At 44.8% G+C, this 16,381-nt stretch carries 18 protein-coding genes, 10 tRNA genes and 1 rRNA gene; all 29 read left to right on the top strand.

Annotated elements, in window-relative coordinates:
• The first annotated feature begins 7 nt into the window (after positions 1-7).
• Positions 8-1,384 (top strand): UDP-N-acetylmuramoyl-tripeptide--D-alanyl-D-alanine ligase, encoded by a 1,377-nt coding sequence (locus VP98_RS12835; RefSeq protein ID WP_046175793.1) that lies wholly within the window; start codon positions 8-10, stop codon positions 1,382-1,384.
• Between the two features lie 16 nt (positions 1,385-1,400).
• Positions 1,401-2,087, top strand: coding sequence for an alpha/beta hydrolase (locus VP98_RS12830; RefSeq protein ID WP_046175792.1), 687 nt, complete (start codon positions 1,401-1,403; stop codon positions 2,085-2,087).
• Between the two features lie 136 nt (positions 2,088-2,223).
• Positions 2,224-3,687, top strand: a complete 1,464-nt coding sequence (locus tag VP98_RS12825) for a DEAD/DEAH box helicase (RefSeq protein ID WP_046175791.1) — start codon at positions 2,224-2,226, stop codon at positions 3,685-3,687.
• Positions 3,688-3,744: 57 nt separating this feature from the next.
• Positions 3,745-4,095 (top strand): holo-ACP synthase, encoded by a 351-nt coding sequence (gene acpS / locus VP98_RS12820; protein WP_046175790.1) that lies wholly within the window; start codon positions 3,745-3,747, stop codon positions 4,093-4,095.
• Between the two features lie 46 nt (positions 4,096-4,141).
• Positions 4,142-5,104, top strand: coding sequence for a LolA family protein (locus VP98_RS12815; protein ID WP_046175789.1), 963 nt, complete (start codon positions 4,142-4,144; stop codon positions 5,102-5,104).
• 143 nt (positions 5,105-5,247) lie between these two features.
• Complete coding sequence (gene alr / locus VP98_RS12810) at positions 5,248-6,387, top strand: alanine racemase (RefSeq protein ID WP_046175788.1); 1,140 nt, start codon at positions 5,248-5,250, stop codon at positions 6,385-6,387.
• 135 nt (positions 6,388-6,522) lie between these two features.
• Complete coding sequence (locus tag VP98_RS12805; protein ID WP_046175787.1) at positions 6,523-6,804, top strand: hypothetical protein; 282 nt, start codon at positions 6,523-6,525, stop codon at positions 6,802-6,804.
• A gap of 5 nt (positions 6,805-6,809) precedes the next feature.
• Entirely contained in the window at positions 6,810-7,160 is a 351-nt protein-coding gene (locus VP98_RS12800; RefSeq protein ID WP_045852181.1) for a type II toxin-antitoxin system PemK/MazF family toxin, read from the top strand.
• A 172-nt stretch (positions 7,161-7,332) separates the two neighbouring features.
• Positions 7,333-8,160, top strand: coding sequence for an RsbT co-antagonist protein RsbRA (locus tag VP98_RS12790; RefSeq protein ID WP_046175785.1), 828 nt, complete (start codon positions 7,333-7,335; stop codon positions 8,158-8,160).
• Entirely contained in the window at positions 8,157-8,519 is a 363-nt protein-coding gene (locus VP98_RS12785) for an STAS domain-containing protein (protein WP_172645569.1), read from the top strand. The genes VP98_RS12790 and VP98_RS12785 overlap by 4 nt, the downstream gene beginning before the upstream one ends.
• Before the next feature lie 4 nt (positions 8,520-8,523).
• Positions 8,524-8,919: an anti-sigma regulatory factor gene (locus tag VP98_RS12780; protein WP_046175784.1), complete on the top strand. Its 396-nt coding sequence runs from the start codon at positions 8,524-8,526 to the stop codon at positions 8,917-8,919.
• A 10-nt stretch (positions 8,920-8,929) separates the two neighbouring features.
• Positions 8,930-9,940, top strand: coding sequence for a PP2C family protein-serine/threonine phosphatase (locus VP98_RS12775; protein ID WP_046175783.1), 1,011 nt, complete (start codon positions 8,930-8,932; stop codon positions 9,938-9,940).
• A gap of 85 nt (positions 9,941-10,025) precedes the next feature.
• Positions 10,026-10,355 carry an anti-sigma factor antagonist gene (locus tag VP98_RS12770; protein ID WP_046175782.1) on the top strand — a complete coding sequence of 110 codons (330 nt, stop codon included), beginning with the start codon at positions 10,026-10,028 and terminating at the stop codon, positions 10,353-10,355.
• A gap of 2 nt (positions 10,356-10,357) precedes the next feature.
• Complete coding sequence (gene rsbW / locus VP98_RS12765; RefSeq protein WP_046175781.1) at positions 10,358-10,822, top strand: anti-sigma B factor RsbW; 465 nt, start codon at positions 10,358-10,360, stop codon at positions 10,820-10,822.
• On the top strand, positions 10,800-11,594 hold the full coding sequence (sigB, locus tag VP98_RS12760; RefSeq protein ID WP_046175780.1) for an RNA polymerase sigma factor SigB: 795 nt from the start codon (positions 10,800-10,802) through the stop codon (positions 11,592-11,594). The genes rsbW and sigB overlap by 23 nt, the downstream gene beginning before the upstream one ends.
• Positions 11,594-12,190 (top strand): PP2C family serine/threonine-protein phosphatase, encoded by a 597-nt coding sequence (locus tag VP98_RS12755; RefSeq protein WP_046175779.1) that lies wholly within the window; start codon positions 11,594-11,596, stop codon positions 12,188-12,190. Before sigB ends, VP98_RS12755 begins: the two co-directional genes overlap by 1 nt.
• A 66-nt stretch (positions 12,191-12,256) precedes the next feature.
• A complete protein-coding gene (locus VP98_RS12750) occupies positions 12,257-14,407 on the top strand; it encodes a Tex family protein (protein ID WP_046175778.1) in 2,151 nt (716 codons plus the stop codon).
• Positions 14,404-14,865: a SprT family protein gene (locus VP98_RS12745; RefSeq protein ID WP_046175777.1), complete on the top strand. Its 462-nt coding sequence runs from the start codon at positions 14,404-14,406 to the stop codon at positions 14,863-14,865. Before VP98_RS12750 ends, VP98_RS12745 begins: the two co-directional genes overlap by 4 nt.
• 213 nt (positions 14,866-15,078) lie before the next feature.
• Positions 15,079-15,153, top strand: a tRNA-Asn gene (locus VP98_RS12735).
• A gap of 3 nt (positions 15,154-15,156) precedes the next feature.
• A tRNA-Ser gene (locus VP98_RS12730) sits at positions 15,157-15,247 on the top strand.
• A 12-nt stretch (positions 15,248-15,259) separates the two neighbouring features.
• Positions 15,260-15,331 (top strand) — tRNA-Glu (locus VP98_RS12725).
• A 55-nt stretch (positions 15,332-15,386) separates the two neighbouring features.
• Positions 15,387-15,463: transfer RNA gene (locus VP98_RS12720), tRNA-Asp, on the top strand.
• A 16-nt stretch (positions 15,464-15,479) separates the two neighbouring features.
• Positions 15,480-15,554: transfer RNA gene (locus VP98_RS12715), tRNA-Gln, on the top strand.
• Between the two features lie 4 nt (positions 15,555-15,558).
• Positions 15,559-15,634, top strand: a tRNA-Lys gene (locus VP98_RS12710).
• A gap of 97 nt (positions 15,635-15,731) precedes the next feature.
• Positions 15,732-15,817, top strand: a tRNA-Leu gene (locus VP98_RS12705).
• Between the two features lie 9 nt (positions 15,818-15,826).
• Positions 15,827-15,903 (top strand) — tRNA-Arg (locus VP98_RS12700).
• Positions 15,904-15,993: 90 nt separating this feature from the next.
• Positions 15,994-16,067, top strand: a tRNA-Pro gene (locus VP98_RS12695).
• 14 nt (positions 16,068-16,081) lie between these two features.
• A tRNA-Gly gene (locus VP98_RS12690) sits at positions 16,082-16,155 on the top strand.
• 117 nt (positions 16,156-16,272) lie between these two features.
• Positions 16,273-16,381 (top strand): 16S ribosomal RNA (locus VP98_RS12685); the annotation flags it as partial.

The following is a 16,381-nucleotide window of genomic DNA, read 5'->3' as shown; positions in this document are numbered from 1 at the left end:
GACGCTCATGATTCGGAAAACAATCGAGCAAGTAGCAAATATGATCAATATTGAAAATGACGTGACAAGATGGCACCATTTGCTTATTGAAGGCGTGTCAATTGATTCACGAAAAGTGCAGAAAGGCTGCTTGTTTATCCCGTTTGCTGGAGAAAACACAGATGGACATCAATATGTCCGCCAGGCAATCGAAAACGGCGCAGGTGCTGCTCTCTGGCAAAAAGATATATCCGGCGCGCCGGAAGATTTGCCGGTACTGATTGTTGAAAACACTCTTTTAGCACTACAGCAGCTGGCTAAAGCGTACCGGGATTCACTGGATATCAAAGTAGTCGGCATTACAGGCAGCAATGGAAAAACAACAGTAAAAGACATGACAGCTTCTGTTTTTGCCGAAAAATACCGTGTGCAAAAAACAGAAGGCAACTTTAATAACCATATCGGGCTGCCCCTGACCATGCTCTCTTTACGTGAAGATACGGAAATCGCGGTTTTAGAAATGGGAATGAGCGGCCGCGGAGAAATTGAGCTGCTTTCAAAGCTTGCTTCACCAGATGCGGCTATCATTACCAATATCGGGGAATCCCACCTGAAGGATTTAGGTTCCCGGGAAGCAATTGCTGAAGCGAAAATGGAAATAACCTCAGGATTGTCAGAGGAAGGAACCCTTCTTTATTTAGGAGATGAACCGCTGCTCACAGAGAGAATAAGCGACGAAGTTCCCTTTCAAACGAAGACATTCGGCTTAAACGAAGCAAATGACCTTTATCCTGTTTCTGTTGAGCAGACAGAAACCGGCAGCATATTTTCAATTAATCAGGCAGCAGATGTGAAATTTGAACTGCCGGTTCTTGGGCGTCACAATGTAACAAACGCGCTTGCAGCGGTTTCGGCAGCTTCTTTATTTGATGTATCTTATGAATCAGCGGCAGAAGGATTAAGAAAAGTTCAATTAACGAAAATGAGGATGGAATGGGTAGAAGGCAAAAATGGCATCAGAATTATTAATGATGCTTACAATGCAAGCCCAACCTCTGTAAAAGCAGCCGTTGCGCTCCTCGCCGATCTGGCGTCATCTTCCCAAAAAATTGTTGTTCTTGGCGACATGCTCGAGCTGGGGCTTGATGAGGAGCTGTTTCATTACCAGACAGGCCAGGCTGTTGACCCGGAAAAGATTGATTATGTCTTTACGTACGGGCCGCTCGGGCAGTTTATCGCTTCCGGTGCAAAAAGCGCTTTTGGCCCGGAGCGGGTTTTTGCCTTCCAGGATAAGAATGAGCTGATCAAGTCGCTGAAAAACATATTAAAAGGCGGAGAACTTATTCTGGTAAAAGCATCAAGAGGAATGAAAATGGAAGAAGTAGTCGAAAGCCTTACACTTTAAAAGGCGGTGGAACATCATGATTGGTTGCCTTTGTATCCATGGATTTACTGGTTCACCGTATGAAGTGCAGCCGCTCGCAGCTTATTTGCGGGAACATACGGACTGGAAAATCGCCGTGCCTGTTTTGCCCGGGCACGGTGAAACACTGTCACTGAAAAAGATCGCCTGCGCCGAATGGCTTGACTGCGCTGAAGCAGCATTATTGCAGCTGCTTGATGAGTGCGAAAAGGTATATATTATCGGGTTTTCAATGGGCGGGCTGATTGCTGCTTATTTGACAGCCCGCCACCCTGTTCAAAAACTGGTTATGCTGAGCGCAGCAGCAAAGTATATTAATCCTGTTCAGGTAAAAAAAGATGTAAAAACGATGTTTGAGGATCTTCGCCAGAAAAAACTGCACGAAAATGAATTGTTTTTGCGATACCGGGAAAAGCTGTTGAGGACTCCGCCGGGAGCAGCGAGGCAGTTCCAAAAGGTGGTAGGGCTCGCGCGCCCTGCCCTGAAAAAAATAAACATTCCGGTTTTTATTGCACAGGGCACAGAAGACGGCATTGTTCCTGTGAAAAGTGCGGCTTACATTTACCGGCGCCTGTCATCGGCGGAACGGCATTTATACTATTCACCGGGTGCAAAGCATTTAATTTGCCATACAGGAAATACAGAAGAGCTTTTCAAGAAAGTCTTTACATTTCTATCCGAATAAAGTAAAGTTATACAAATGCGCATTGAAAATTTGGACGTGAAATGATAAGATAAAAAAGACATGTTGCTCTTCGCATAAATGTAGAAGGGTATTTTTTTGTGCGGATGGCACTTTAACATAGAAGGAGAAGAAACTATTGACGAAATTTAAAGATTTAAATTTAAGCGAAGCAACGCTGAAAGCAATTGACAAAATGGGGTTTGAGGAAGCGACGCCGATTCAGTCTGAAACAATTCCATTAGGTTTAACAGGAAAGGATATTATTGGACAGGCACAAACAGGGACGGGGAAAACCACAGCGTTTGGCATTCCAATGGTAGAGAAGATTAATACAAAAAATGACTCCATTCAAGGATTAATTATCGCACCGACACGTGAGCTTGCGATTCAAGTATCCGAGGAACTTTATAGAATTGGCAGCGGCAAACGTGTCCGCGTGCTGGCTGTTTATGGCGGACAGGATATTCAACGCCAAATTCGTGCGTTGAAACAGCGCCCGCATATTATCGTTGGAACTCCGGGACGTATTCTTGACCATATTAACCGCCGTACATTGAAGCTTGAAAATCTTGAAACGCTTGTTCTTGATGAAGCAGATGAAATGCTGAACATGGGCTTTATCCAGGATATTGAATCAATTCTTTCGAATGTACCGGAAGAGCGCCAGACACTTCTGTTTTCTGCAACAATGCCGGGACCGATCCGCGCGATTGCAGAGCGCTTTATGAAAAATCCAGAAATGATTAAAGTAAAAGCGAAAGAAATGACTGTGTCAAATATTGACCAATATTATGTTAAAGTGCCGCAGCGTGAAAAGTTTGATGTGCTGGCGCGTCTTATGGATGTTCACTCGCCTGAGCTGGCAATCATCTTTGGACGGACGAAACGCCGTGTAGATGAACTGGCAAACGCTCTTAGCCTGCGTGGCTACCAGGCGGAAGGCATTCATGGAGACTTGACCCAGGCGAAGCGTTTAACGGTTTTAAATCGTTTTAAAGCCGGTAAAATTGACGTTTTAGTAGCAACAGACGTAGCAGCGCGCGGTCTTGATATTTCCGGTGTCACACATGTTTATAACTACGACATTCCGCAGGATCCGGAAAGCTATGTCCACCGTATCGGCCGTACAGGCCGCGCCGGTAAAGAAGGAATGGCTGTTACATTTGTGGATCCGCGTGAAATGAGCTATCTTCGCGAGGTGGAGCGTACAACGAAAAAACGCATGACCCCAATGGAAGCTCCATCGTGGGACGATGCATTAAGCGGCTTGCAGCAGGCGGCTGTGACAGAGCTTGAAGAAGCAATCGCAAAAAATGAATGGGCGGAATACCGTTCTTTCGCAAAAGATATACTTGATCAATACAATCCGGAAGACGTTGTGGCGGCAGCATTAAAGCTGATCACAAAAGAGCCGGATCGTACACCGGTCCACATCACAAATGAGGCCGCTCTTCCGCAAAAACGCGATAAATTCCGCAGCAAAAATTCAGGCGGTTATCGCAAATCAGGAGGCGGACGCCAGGGAGGCGGACGCTCTTATGGAAACCGCGACCGTAAAGGCGGTTCAGGAAGCGGACGCCGCAAGTATTCATCTAATTAATTAAACAAAAGCCGTTCCGGAAATTCCGGAACGGCTTTTTTAGAGAGGATGGCTCGTGTGATTACAGGCATTGGCATGGATATTGTGGAAATTGACCGAATCCAAAAATTAATTGAACGGCAGCCTAAATTTTTAGAACGGGTGCTGACGCCCGCAGAACTGCTTCTTTATCATGAAAAAAGCGGCTCGCGCAGGTGGGAATACGCAGCGGGAAGATTCGCGGTAAAAGAAGCTTTTTCAAAAGCGAACGGAACGGGTATTGGAGAAGCCTTATCGTTTCAGGATATTGAAGTAGGCGCCGATGAAAAAGGCAGGCCCTTTTTAATTCGGCCTCGTCAAAACGGGGTTCATGTGACAATTACCCATACGAAGAACTATGCAGCAGCAGTTGTAGTCATCGAATCATAATCGTACAGGCCCCCTCATATAGTGCTAATGAGGAAGGGGTGCGGACATGAAAAAATGGTTGGGATTGCTGCTGGTTGTGTTTTTATTGTCTGCGTGCGGAGCGCCGTCAAAAGAAGATATCATAGAAGACATTTCGGAGAAAGCCAAAAATGCCGCCGGCTACAAAGCAAAAGCGATTTTAGAGGTACAAGCAGGGAAAGAAAAACAGAGCTATAACGTCGATATCTGGAATCAGCGCCACACGAATTACCGTGTTCACCTTTCATCGGTGACAAACAAGCACAGCCAGACGATTGTCAAAAATAAATCGGGGATTTATGTAATGACTCCGTCACTTGGAAAAAGCTTTAAGTATGAAAACAACTGGCCGGAAAACAGCAGCCAGTCTTACTTATTTGAATCACTGGCAGCTGATATTCAAGCGGATGGAGAAGCAATATTTAAGGAAACAAAGAAATATTATGTGTTTGAAACGAAAACAAGGTACACAAACAGCCAGATGCTTCCCCGCCAGGAAATTTCATTTCATAAAAAAGACCTGACTCCTGCGCTTGTAAAAGTAATGGATAAAAAGAAAAAGGTAGTCATTACCGTTGTTTTTAAAAAGATGGATTTAAATCCGACGTTTGCGAAAGGCGATTTTAATGAAAAGAAGACACCAGCTAAAGAAACGGCTGGCGAGGCCCCATCAGAGTTTACTGTTCTCTACCCGACAGCGGCCGGGGGAGCAGAGTTAACGGATGAAAGCCGGATCGGCAGCCGGGTGGTTCTGACCTATGAAGGAGAAAAACCATTTACACTTATTGAGCAGCCTGCTTCGTCCAGCGAAGAAGAAATCGTTGAGGCATCCGGCGATTTATCCGATATGGGATTTGCGGCTGGAGAAGCAGGGGATGGTTCACTGAACTGGATGTATAACGGGGTAGAATTTATGCTGGCGTCCGACCAGTTGACACAGGGGGAAATGGAACGGATTGCGGCTTCCATGTCTCCTGAAGCTATTAAGTAAGACGGCGGGTACAGTTTACCGCCGCTTTTTTTTTGTTTAGAATAAGAAACAACGGAGTAAAGCGCGGCGTCGTACCGCTATGCCTTCATTGCTGCATCGTGCGGATACCGAGCTGACAATAAAGAAATTGGGAAGTGACATTCATGGAATTCTACCGCGATACATGGGCGGAAATTAATCTTGATGCAATAAAATGGAATGTTCAAAAAACACTTGAACAGCTGGATGATTCGATGTTTTTATTTGCGGTTGTAAAAGCAAATGCATACGGCCATGGAGATGTGCAGGTGGCCCGGGAGGCTCTTCAGGCGGGAGCAAAGGGGCTGGCTGTTGCTTTTTTGGATGAAGCCTTAAAGCTGAGGGCGGCAGGAATTGATGCTCCTATTCTTGTCCTGGGGGCAAGCCGGCCGGAAAATGCCTGTCTGGCGGCGGAAAAGGGAATTTCTCTTACCGTTCATAATGAGGAATGGCTGAAGCAGGCGGATATTAAAGAAGGGCCGCCATTGAATATACATATAAAATGCGATACAGGAATGGGGCGTATCGGCCTTAAAACAGAGAAGGAGCTTCAGCGGGTAATCGGCCAGATCAATCAGTCTGATTATCTTAATTTTGAAGGGATCTTTACTCATTTTGCAACGGCAGATGAACTGGACACCGCTTATACAGAAAAGCAGCTCGAACGTTTTCGGCAGCTGGTCAATTCGCTTGCGGCAAAGCCCCGGTTTGTTCATTGCTCAAACAGCGCAGCCGCACTGCGCTTAAAAGGAACGGAATATAACGCGGTGCGTCTTGGTATTTCCATGTATGGATTAACCCCTTCAACCGAAATGTTACCGCTGCTGCCATTTGAACTGAAGCCGGCTTTTTCTCTGCATACAAAACTGGTTCACGTGAAGCTTCTGGAGCCGGGTGAGAAAGTAAGCTATGGAGCTGTATATGAAGCGAAGGAAAAGCAGTGGATCGGTACGCTCCCAGTTGGATATGCGGATGGGTGGATTCGGAAGCTGAGCGGGCAGGAAGTGCTTATTGACGGAAAGCGGGCACCGATTGTAGGGCGGATTTGCATGGATCAATGTATGGTTCGCCTGCCGGATGAATACAAAACGGGAACAAAGGTAACACTTATTGGAAAACAGCAAGAAGAAGAAGTGACAATGGAGGAAATTGCCCAAAAAAGAGAAACGATTAATTATGAGGTTCCATGTGTTATTACTTCGCGTGTGCCAAGAGTTTATATGAAAAATGGGGAAATAGTTTCGATTGCTAATCCACTGCTATAAGCAGTATGGGAGACAAATCTCCTGTTATGTAACATTTTTCGAAAATGTTCTTTCAAACAAATCGGGTGAATGGTATGATAATTAAGACAGTAGTAACCAAAGAGATGTGTGCAGTGATTGGTGGAGGTGTAGTTCTTGTCTGAATCCAGTACAACGACAGATGTGTTAGTAAACTTGCCAAAGCAGTTCGTCATAGAACTTGACTGTTTTGCGGAGCAGGAAGAAATCAGCCGCAGTGAATTTATTTACCGTGCGACGAAAATGTATTTGCGGGAGCGGAAAAAGCGCCATATTCAAGAATCAATGCGCCGTGGCTACATGGAAATGGCCAAGATCAATCTTGCTATTGCCTCAGAAGCAATGCAAGCTGAATTTGAGGCAGGGAACACAGTCGAACGTTTAGTAAGTGGAGGATAAACCGTGTGATCGTAAAACGTGGTGACGTATATTTTGCAGACCTGTCCCCTGTTGTCGGCTCCGAACAAGGCGGCGTCCGGCCTGTTCTTGTCGTTCAAAACGACATCGGGAATCGGTTCAGTCCCACTATTATCGTCGCAGCCATTACAGCTCAAATCCAAAAAGCCAAACTGCCAACGCATGTAGAAATTAACGCAGAGCGCTATGGATTTGAAAGAGACTCCGTTATTTTACTCGAACAAATCCGAACCATCGATAAGCAGCGCCTGACAGATAAGATCACGCAGCTTGACGAGGGAATGATGGAGAAAGTGGACGACGCTTTGCAAATCAGCTTAGGTCTTATACAATTTTAATGAGTGCACCTCCGTATAATCGGCAGGTGCTTTTTTCTTTCAGACCATAATTTTTCACGGCAGGCAAGTGATACTGCTTTTTAATTATCTCAATAACCTTTATAATAAAAACAATGAACGTTTTTGACGAAAACCGCAGATACGGAGCGGGACGATGATTGGAGAGAACTGAATGCGAAAAAAGATTTTTCAATATGTACAGTCTCATAGCGATGAAATTTTAAGGGAATGGATTGAATTAATGCGTGGTGAAGCTGATGAGCGTGCTATCCAGGCCATGTCAGACCATATGTTTGTAAAAACAAGCTCGGAATTTGTTCAGTTGGTCATGTCAAACTTTTCAGATTCAGAACAGAAATTTAACGAGCGCGCGATCGATTTTTCAGAGAAAATTGTTCGTCTTGGCTGGCCTCTGACAATGATCACAGAAGGGCTTCGCGTTTTCGGGAAAATTGTCGAGCGGGGCATGCAGCAGACAGGTGCAATTGATCAGTACAGCTACATTGATTTCACCACAGAAATTAACAACTGGATGTTCCCGATGTACAGAACGATCACGGAAGCCTATACAACTTCATGGGAACGGACTATTTCTCTTCAAAAAATCGCTCTTCAGGAATTGTCTGCACCGCTTATTCCTGTTTTTGATAAAATTTCTGTTATGCCGCTTGTTGGTACAATTGATACTGAACGAGCAAGGCAAATTATGGAAAATTTACTTGAAGGTGTTGTGAACCACCGTGCGGAAGTAGTTTTAATTGACATTACCGGGGTTCCGGTTGTTGATACAATGGTTGCACATCACATTATTCAGGCTGCGGAAGCGGTACGTCTTGTCGGTGCAAAATGCACGATTGTCGGTATTCGTCCGGAAATTGCCCAGACAATCGTAAACCTGGGCATTAACCTTGAGGACGTAACAACAACAAGCACAATGAAAAAAGGTGTAGAGCAGGCATTAGCGGCGACGTCAAGACAAATTGTGGAGGTACAAGAATGAATATGCGGATTCCAATATTAAAACTACATGATTGTTTGCTTATCTCAATACAATGGGAGCTTGATGACCAGACGGCGCTTCAATTTCAAGAGGATCTTCTCCATAAAATCCATGAAACAAGCGCGAGAGGAGTGGTTATTGATTTCACTTCTATCGACTTTATCGATTCATTTATTGCTAAAGTATTAGGGGACGTAATCAGTATGTCTAAATTGATGGGTGCCAAGGTAGTGATTACTGGTATTCAGCCTGCTGTTGCGATTACCCTTATAGAACTTGGTATCCGGTTGGAGGAAGTGATGACCGCACTGGATCTCGAAAAAGGTTTGGAGAAACTTCAACGGGAACTGGGGGACTGACAAGATGGACTCTAGTGTGAAGATTATAAATGAATGGGATATCGTAGCGGCGAGACAGCTTGGCCGGAATGTGGCAAAAGAGCTTGGATTTGGCACAGTGGACCAGGCCCGTATCACGACTGCGATCAGTGAGCTAGCCCGTAATATCTACTTGTACGCGGGCCAGGGAGAAATCACGATTGAAAAAGTGGAGAATGGAGCAAAAAAAGGAATGACCATTATTTCCCGTGATCAAGGACCGGGCATTCCGGATCTTCGAAAAGTCATGGAAGATGGTTTTTCTACTTCAGGTGGACTTGGAGCTGGACTTCCCGGGGTGAAAAGACTGATGGATGAGTTTTCAATTGAATCTGAACCTGGCAAGGGAACGCTTATTCAGTCGGTGAAGTGGCTCCGGTAGGAGGATAAAGATGAATTTCAGAGACACCATGCTCGATGAATACAAAGAAATTTTGAAAACCTATATCAATGACCAGACTGAACAAGCATTGTATATGAGCCAAAAGTTCAGCAAGAAGTCAATCGAATATAAAATTTCGCCGGAAGAAATGATCAGTCTCCATAAAACATCTATCATGGAGATTGAGCCGGACCTCCCAGAATCGCTTCTTCTGTCGCTTGATATTTTGCTTGAAGTAATGATGAGTTATGGATTAGCTTATCGGGAGCACCAGAGCCTCCGCACGATTCAGCGTGAGCTGATCAATGAAATAGAAGTGGCGGCGAGCATGCAGCAGACTCTTCTTGGAACACAGATTCCCAAAATCCCTTCAATGGACATAGGAGCAATCAGTGTGCCGGCCAAGCAAATGAGCGGTGATTACTACCACTTCGTTTCGCATGAAAATGGAGCAATCAGTGTAGCCATTGCAGATATTATCGGCAAGGGGATCCCGGCCGCTCTCTGTATGTCGATGATCAAATATTCGATGGACAGTATGCCGGAAGACAGCCAGGCACCTGGAGACGTACTGGAACGGCTTAATCGTGTTGTGGAACAGAATGTCGACCCAACCATGTTCATTACCATGTTTAGCGGCTTATATAATCCGGAAACACATCTTTTTTCTTATTCATCCGCCGGTCATGAGCCAGGTTTCTTCTATCATGCTGAAACAGGGGAATTTGAGGAATTACAGGCAAAAGGACTGCTGCTCGGAGTTGATAAAAGAGCAAAATACAGGGAATATGAACGGAAATTAAAAATAGGCGATATTATTCTGCTTATGTCAGATGGTGTGACAGAATGTCGGACAGAAGAGGGATTTTTGGAAGTAGAAACACTTATCGGCTATATCAAAAAATACATACATCTTGGTGCCCAAGATATTGCGGATAAAGTGTACAAAGAATTGGAATACTTACAGGACTTCCAGCTTCGAGATGACTTTACGCTCATTATTTTAAAAAGAACTTCCTAACCTGGTTTAATTGGTACAGAAGAAGGGTAAAAGTAAGATATTGAATTAGTGAAGCGATTAATATGCTAAAGGTGGTTTGTTTGAGATGAATATTTCGATTGATGTACAGGAACAGGAGCAACAGACAACGATTAAAATTTCAGGTGAAATTGATGCCTACACCGCTCCGAAATTGCGTGAAACGGCATTTCCTTATACAGAAAAAAAAGAAACGAATCTTGTGATTGACCTGTCTGAAGTATCGTATATGGACAGCACGGGTCTCGGTGTATTTGTAGGGCTTTTCAAAAGCTTAAACGCAAATGACGGGACAATGAAGCTGGTTGGGTTATCCGACCGCTTGAAGCGTCTTTTCGATATTACAGGCCTTGCAGACATCATGAACATTAACTCTGGATCAGAAGGTGGCGTGTAAGAATGAAGTATGCTGATTACATCGAGATGAAAATCCCGGCCAAGCCTGAATTTGTCGGTATTACAAGACTGACGCTGTCCGGTATTGCGAGCCGCATGGGTTTTTCTTATGATACGATTGAGGATCTGAAAATTGCAACGAGTGAAGCGATCACCAACGCGGTTCAGCATGCCTACAAAGGAGAAGAAGGGGAAGTGCTGATTGGTTTCAGCCTTCATCAAGACCATCTTGAGGTCGTTGTATCGGACAACGGCAACAGCTTTGATTTTGAAGAAACAAAAGAAGCTCTGGGTCCTTACACAGAAAAATCCGTCGAATTCCTTCGTGAAGGAGGGCTGGGCCTTTATTTGATTGAAACATTGATGGACGAAGTGAAAGTGCATCAAAATAAAGGGATCACTCTGTTTATGACAAAGTATCTCGAAGGAGAGCAGGTGGAGAGGGATGCAGAAACCATCTCGACCTAATGAGGCTGCAAAGCTTCAAGCGATCAAATGGATCAAAGCGTTTCAGGAAACCGGTGATAGAGAAGCGCAGGACAAGCTGGTCGATCACTATCATGGGCTTGTAGAATCCATCGCCCGAAAGTACTCAAAAGGCCGTTCGCACCATGAAGATATCGTACAGGTAGGGATGATGGGCTTGCTGGGCGCTATCCGGAGATATGATGATTCTTTCGGTAAAAGCTTTGAAGCATTTGCGATTCCGACGATTGTCGGCGAGATTAAACGATTTCTTCGTGACAAAACATGGAGTGTGCACGTCCCGAGGCGCATAAAAGAACTTGGACCGAAAATTAAAGCTGCAAATGAAGAATTAACCACTTCACTTCAGCGTTCTCCCCTTGTACATGAAATTGCCCAATATCTTGATATTTCTGAAGAAGAAGTACTTGAAGCAATGGAGATGGGCAAAAGCTACCAGGCGCTTTCCGTAGACCACTCCATCGAGGCCGACTCGGATGGAAGTACGGTAACGCTTTTAGACATCGTAGGTAACCGCGAACAGGGATACGAACGCGTGGACCAGCGTCTTGTTCTCGAGAAAGTGCTTCATGTTTTATCTGACCGTGAAAAACAAATCATCCAATTTACGTATCTTGAAAACTTAAGCCAGAAAGATGCGGGAGACAAGCTTGGTATTTCACAAATGCACGTCTCAAGGCTGCAGCGAAGAGCAATCAAAAAATTAAAAGAAGCGATTCATGCAGAGGCGTATTCAACGGAGCATCTTTCTTAATGGAGAGAATACAAAACGAACAGCTGGAATTAATTGCAGGCACGCATTCAAAGGGCGGAAATTCTTTTTGTGGTGATACATACTACTTTATGCAGGAAGAAAATTCATTTATTTGTTTGCTTGCAGATGGACTTGGAAGCGGCCGCCATGCTTACGAATCATCTCAGGCGGCAGCGGAGATTGTAAAGCGGGAATGGCAGGCGGAGACAATCGAAGGCATGATGGATTTAATCAACAAAGCAATGTTTCAAAAGAGGGGTGCGGCGGTTGCCCTGTTTAAAATTGATTTTGAAACACGTAGATTTGAGTATACGTGCGTGGGCAATATCCGCTTTTATTTATACGGTCCGGATGGGAAACTTACTTATCCCCTGCCAGTTACCGGCTATTTATCCGGACGGCCGCAGCGATATAGAATGGAACGATTTATATACGAACCAGGAAGTAAATTTCTTGTTCACTCGGACGGAGTAAACTTGCTCAATACAAAAGAGCTTATGCGTTACCGAAACACGGAACAAATTGCAGCCAAACTGGATGCGGTTGCTTTAAAATCAAATGACGATGCAACATTTTTAGTTGGAAACCTGCTGTGAATCAGCGGGTTTTTTCTTTTTTTGCTACAATATACGTATTCGAATGAAGGAAGCGGAGGCACGAACATGAAGGAACAATTAATCAAAGCAACAGCAGCGGACACAAACAGTGATATGAAACAAGTACAGGCTGTTATACAGTTGACAGAAGAAGGGAATACTATTCCTTTTATTGCCCGCTACCGCAAAGAAATGACTGGTTCTTTAGATGAAGTCGAAATACGGACGATTTTAGAGAGGTATACATACCGTACAAATGTAGAGCAGCGTAAAGAAGAAGTCAGCCGCTCTATTACAGAACAAGAAAAGATGACACCTGAACTTGAAGCGGCCATTCAAGCAGCTCAAACACTGCAGGCGGTAGAAGATTTATATCGGCCATTTAAACAGAAAAAACGAACGAAAGCGTCGGTGGCCAAAGAAAAAGGACTTGAGCCGCTGGCAAAGTGGCTGTTGTCATGTCCAGGACAGGCTGATATTGAGCAGGAAGCAAAGAAATATATTAATGATCAGGTGAAAACCATAGAAGAAGCGGTTCAAGGTGCATCTGACATTATTGCCGAGACCATTGCCGATGACGCAGCTGTCCGGCAGCGTATCCGGCTTGATATGACGAAATACGGAACTCTAAAAACCGATTTAAAGGGTGACGATGAAAAAGAAGTATTCAAAATGTATTATGATTATGAGGAGCCGGTGAATAAAATGGCCCCTCATAGAACGCTGGCTGTCAACCGCGGAGAAAGCGAAGGAGTTTTAAAAGTAACCATCATATTCGATGAGGAACGGGTTATTCGCTACTTAACAAAAAAGTTTATTGAAAACGAGCAAAGCGCGGCGGCGCCAATCATTCTAGATGCTGCCCGGGACGCTTACAAACGGCTTATTCGTCCTTCAGTAGAACGTGAAGTTCGAAATGAATTAACAGAGAAAGCCGAAGAGCGCGCGATTCACATTTTCTCTGAAAACTTAAAAAACCTGCTTCTTCAGGCGCCATTAAAAGGGAAGATCGTGCTGGCAGTTGATCCGGCATACCGGACAGGCTGTAAGATGGCGGTGGTGAATGAAACAGGGAAGGTACTGGCAATTAAGGTGATGTATCCGCACACGGGGGAAGGAAAACGAAAAGAAGCAAAGAAATTGTTTAAGCAGATGGCGGATGAGTTTGAAGCGGATATTATCGCAATTGGAAATGGTACAGCCTCACGAGAGACGGAGCAGTTTGTTGTTGAAATGCTGCCGGAACTCAAGAGGAAGGTCTCCTACATTATTGTGAATGAGGCGGGAGCCAGTGTGTATTCAGCTTCAGATATCGCGCGCGAAGAGTTTCCCCACCTTCAAGTAGAAGAGCGAAGTGCAGTATCCATCGGCCGCCGCATTCAAGACCCGCTTGCGGAATTGGTGAAAATTGACCCTCAGTCCATAGGAGTCGGCCAGTATCAGCATGATGTTTCCCAAAAGAAGCTGTCCAGCTCTCTTGCGTTTGTCGTTGAAACAGCAGTGAATCAGGTTGGGGTAGATGTAAATACCGCTTCGCCATCACTCCTTGAGCATGTAGCCGGTTTAAATAAAACAGTCGCCAGGAACATTGTTCAATTTCGTGAGGAGAATGGGAAATTTCTAAAACGGTCCGTTATCAAAAAAGTGCCGAGGCTCGGCGGGAAAACATTCGAACAATGTATCGGCTTTCTTCGCATTACAGACGGTGAAGAGCCTCTCGATCGAACGTCAATTCATCCCGAAAATTATAAAGAGGTAACAGCTTTGCTGGCATCTTTAGGGTTTAAAAAAACAGATCTTGGCTCTGAAAAGCTTGCTGAAGCTCTTGAGTCCCTGAATATAGAGCAAATGGCCAAAACACTCGATATAGGAGTGCCGACCCTGAAAGATATTGTTGATTCTCTTCAAAGACCAGGCCGTGATCCGCGTGATGAAATGCCAGCACCGCTTTTGAAAACAGATGTCCTTAAAATGGAGGACCTGCAAAGAGGTATGGAGATGCAGGGCACTGTTCGAAACATAACCGATTTCGGAGCATTTGTTGACATTGGTGTAAAACAGGATGGGCTGGTTCATATTTCAAAACTCAAAAAAGGGTTTGTGAAAAACCCATTTGATGTTGTATCTGTTGGCGACATTGTAACTGTCTGGGTAGAGTCGGTAGAAGCGGATAAAGGCAGGATTTCTCTAACGATGGTTAAAGACGGGGCGAAATGATATTCACCGATGAGATGATTCAAAAGCTGACGGAGGAACTGTCACTGCAATTTTTTGGACGGCCTTTTCTGCATAAAGCATATATAAATAAGCGGCTTCGCACAACGGGAGGCCGCTATATGCTCCACTCTCACAATATTGAAGTAAATGAAAAATATATTGAAGCATACGGAGAAGAAGAGTTAACTGGCATTTTAAAACATGAATTATGCCATTACCATTTGCATTTACAGGGAAAAGGGTACAAGCATGGAGATGAAGATTTCAAAATGCTGTTAAAAAAAACCGGCGCACCCCGCCACTGTCAGACGCTTCCTGGACGAAGAACACAGCAGAGGACAGTTGTTCATTATGAATGTTCTTCATGCGGCTTAAAATACAAAAGGTATCGGCGCATAAATACAGCAAAATATGTATGCGGCGCCTGCCGGGGTATTTTGAGAGAAATGATAAAATAACCTATTGACAATGGCTGTCTCAATTGATATTTTAATTGAGCAGCTTTTTTTATCAAAACTCTTTGTGAGAAAAACAACAAAGGATTTTGACAGAAAACAGCACCGCCTGTCTTTGTTTTTAAAAATTTATCAAGAAGTTTTTCGAAAAAAATTATTGACTATAATGAGGTTAATCATTTATAATACTAAGTGTCGATAAGATGACATTGTTATTCCGCAGTAGCTCAGTGGTAGAGCAATCGGCTGTTAACCGATCGGTCGCAAGTTCGAGTCTTGCCTGCGGAGCCATCTGGGGAAGTACTCAAGAGGCTGAAGAGGCGCCCCTGCTAAGGGTGTAGGTCGGGTAACCGGCGCGAGGGTTCAAATCCCTCCTTCTCCGCCAGATTTAATTTTCGGCCCCTTGGTCAAGCGGTTAAGACACCGCCCTTTCACGGCGGTAACACGGGTTCGAATCCCGTAGGGGTCATCGTCGGGAAGCCGGCTTCACCGGTTTCCCTTCTTTATTGTTATTTTATTAAAATGGTCCGGTAGTTCAGCTGGTTAGAATGCCTGCCTGTCACGCAGGAGGTCGCGGGTTCGAGTCCCGTCCGGACCGCCATTTTCTTAAAACACATTGGGCTATAGCCAAGCGGTAAGGCAACGGACTTTGACTCCGTCACGCGAAGGTTCGAATCCTTCTAGCCCAGCCATTTTGAGCCATTAGCTCAGTCGGTAGAGCATCTGACTTTTAATCAGAGGGTCGAAGGTTCGAGTCCTTCATGGCTCACCATTTATTAGGAACACAAAAAGTGTTGACAATATGAGAGTGTTCGTATAAAATTATTATTTGTTGGCGAACGGCAATTTGGTGTGCGGAACGCTTTTATGCGGTCGTGGCGGAATGGCAGACGCGCTAGGTTGAGGGCCTAGTGGGGGCAACCCCGTGGAGGTTCAAGTCCTCTCGGCCGCACCAATAAAATAAGCGCCCGTAGCTCAATTGGATAGAGTACTTGACTACGAATCAAGCGGTTAGAGGTTCGAGTCCTCTCGGGCGCGCCATCATATAATTCAAACAGGGTTCTTAAAAGATTCTTTTAAATGCCGGTGCATTATGGACCAGTATAGAAGCCGGAACATTCTGTTCAAGTCCGGGAAGTAGCTCAGCTTGGTAGAGCACTTGGTTTGGGACCAAGGGGTCGCAGGTTCGAATCCTGTCTTCCCGATCTTTATAACCTATGCGGGTGTAGTTTAATGGTAAAACCTCAGCCTTCCAAGCTGATGTCGTGGGTTCGATTCCCATCACCCGCTCCAACTAATTGAACATTGAAAACTGAACAAAATCAATAAAAACGTCAACGTTTTATTTTTTTACTTCTATTTGAAATACACCCCGTACTTCAAGTAGAAACAAATGAGCAAGTCAAACACTTTTTGGAGAGTTTGATCCTGGCTCAGGACGAACGCTGGCGGCGTGCCTAATACATGCAAGTCGAGCGGACAGATGGGAGCTTGCTCCCTGATGTCAGCGGCGGACGGG

Origin of the sequence: Domibacillus indicus, assembly GCF_000970685.1 — a bacterium.
GTDB lineage: Bacteria > Bacillota > Bacilli > Bacillales > Domibacillaceae > Domibacillus > Domibacillus indicus.
Note: the sequence above shows the minus strand (reverse complement) of the source record. Positions and strands in the feature narration are given on the sequence as shown.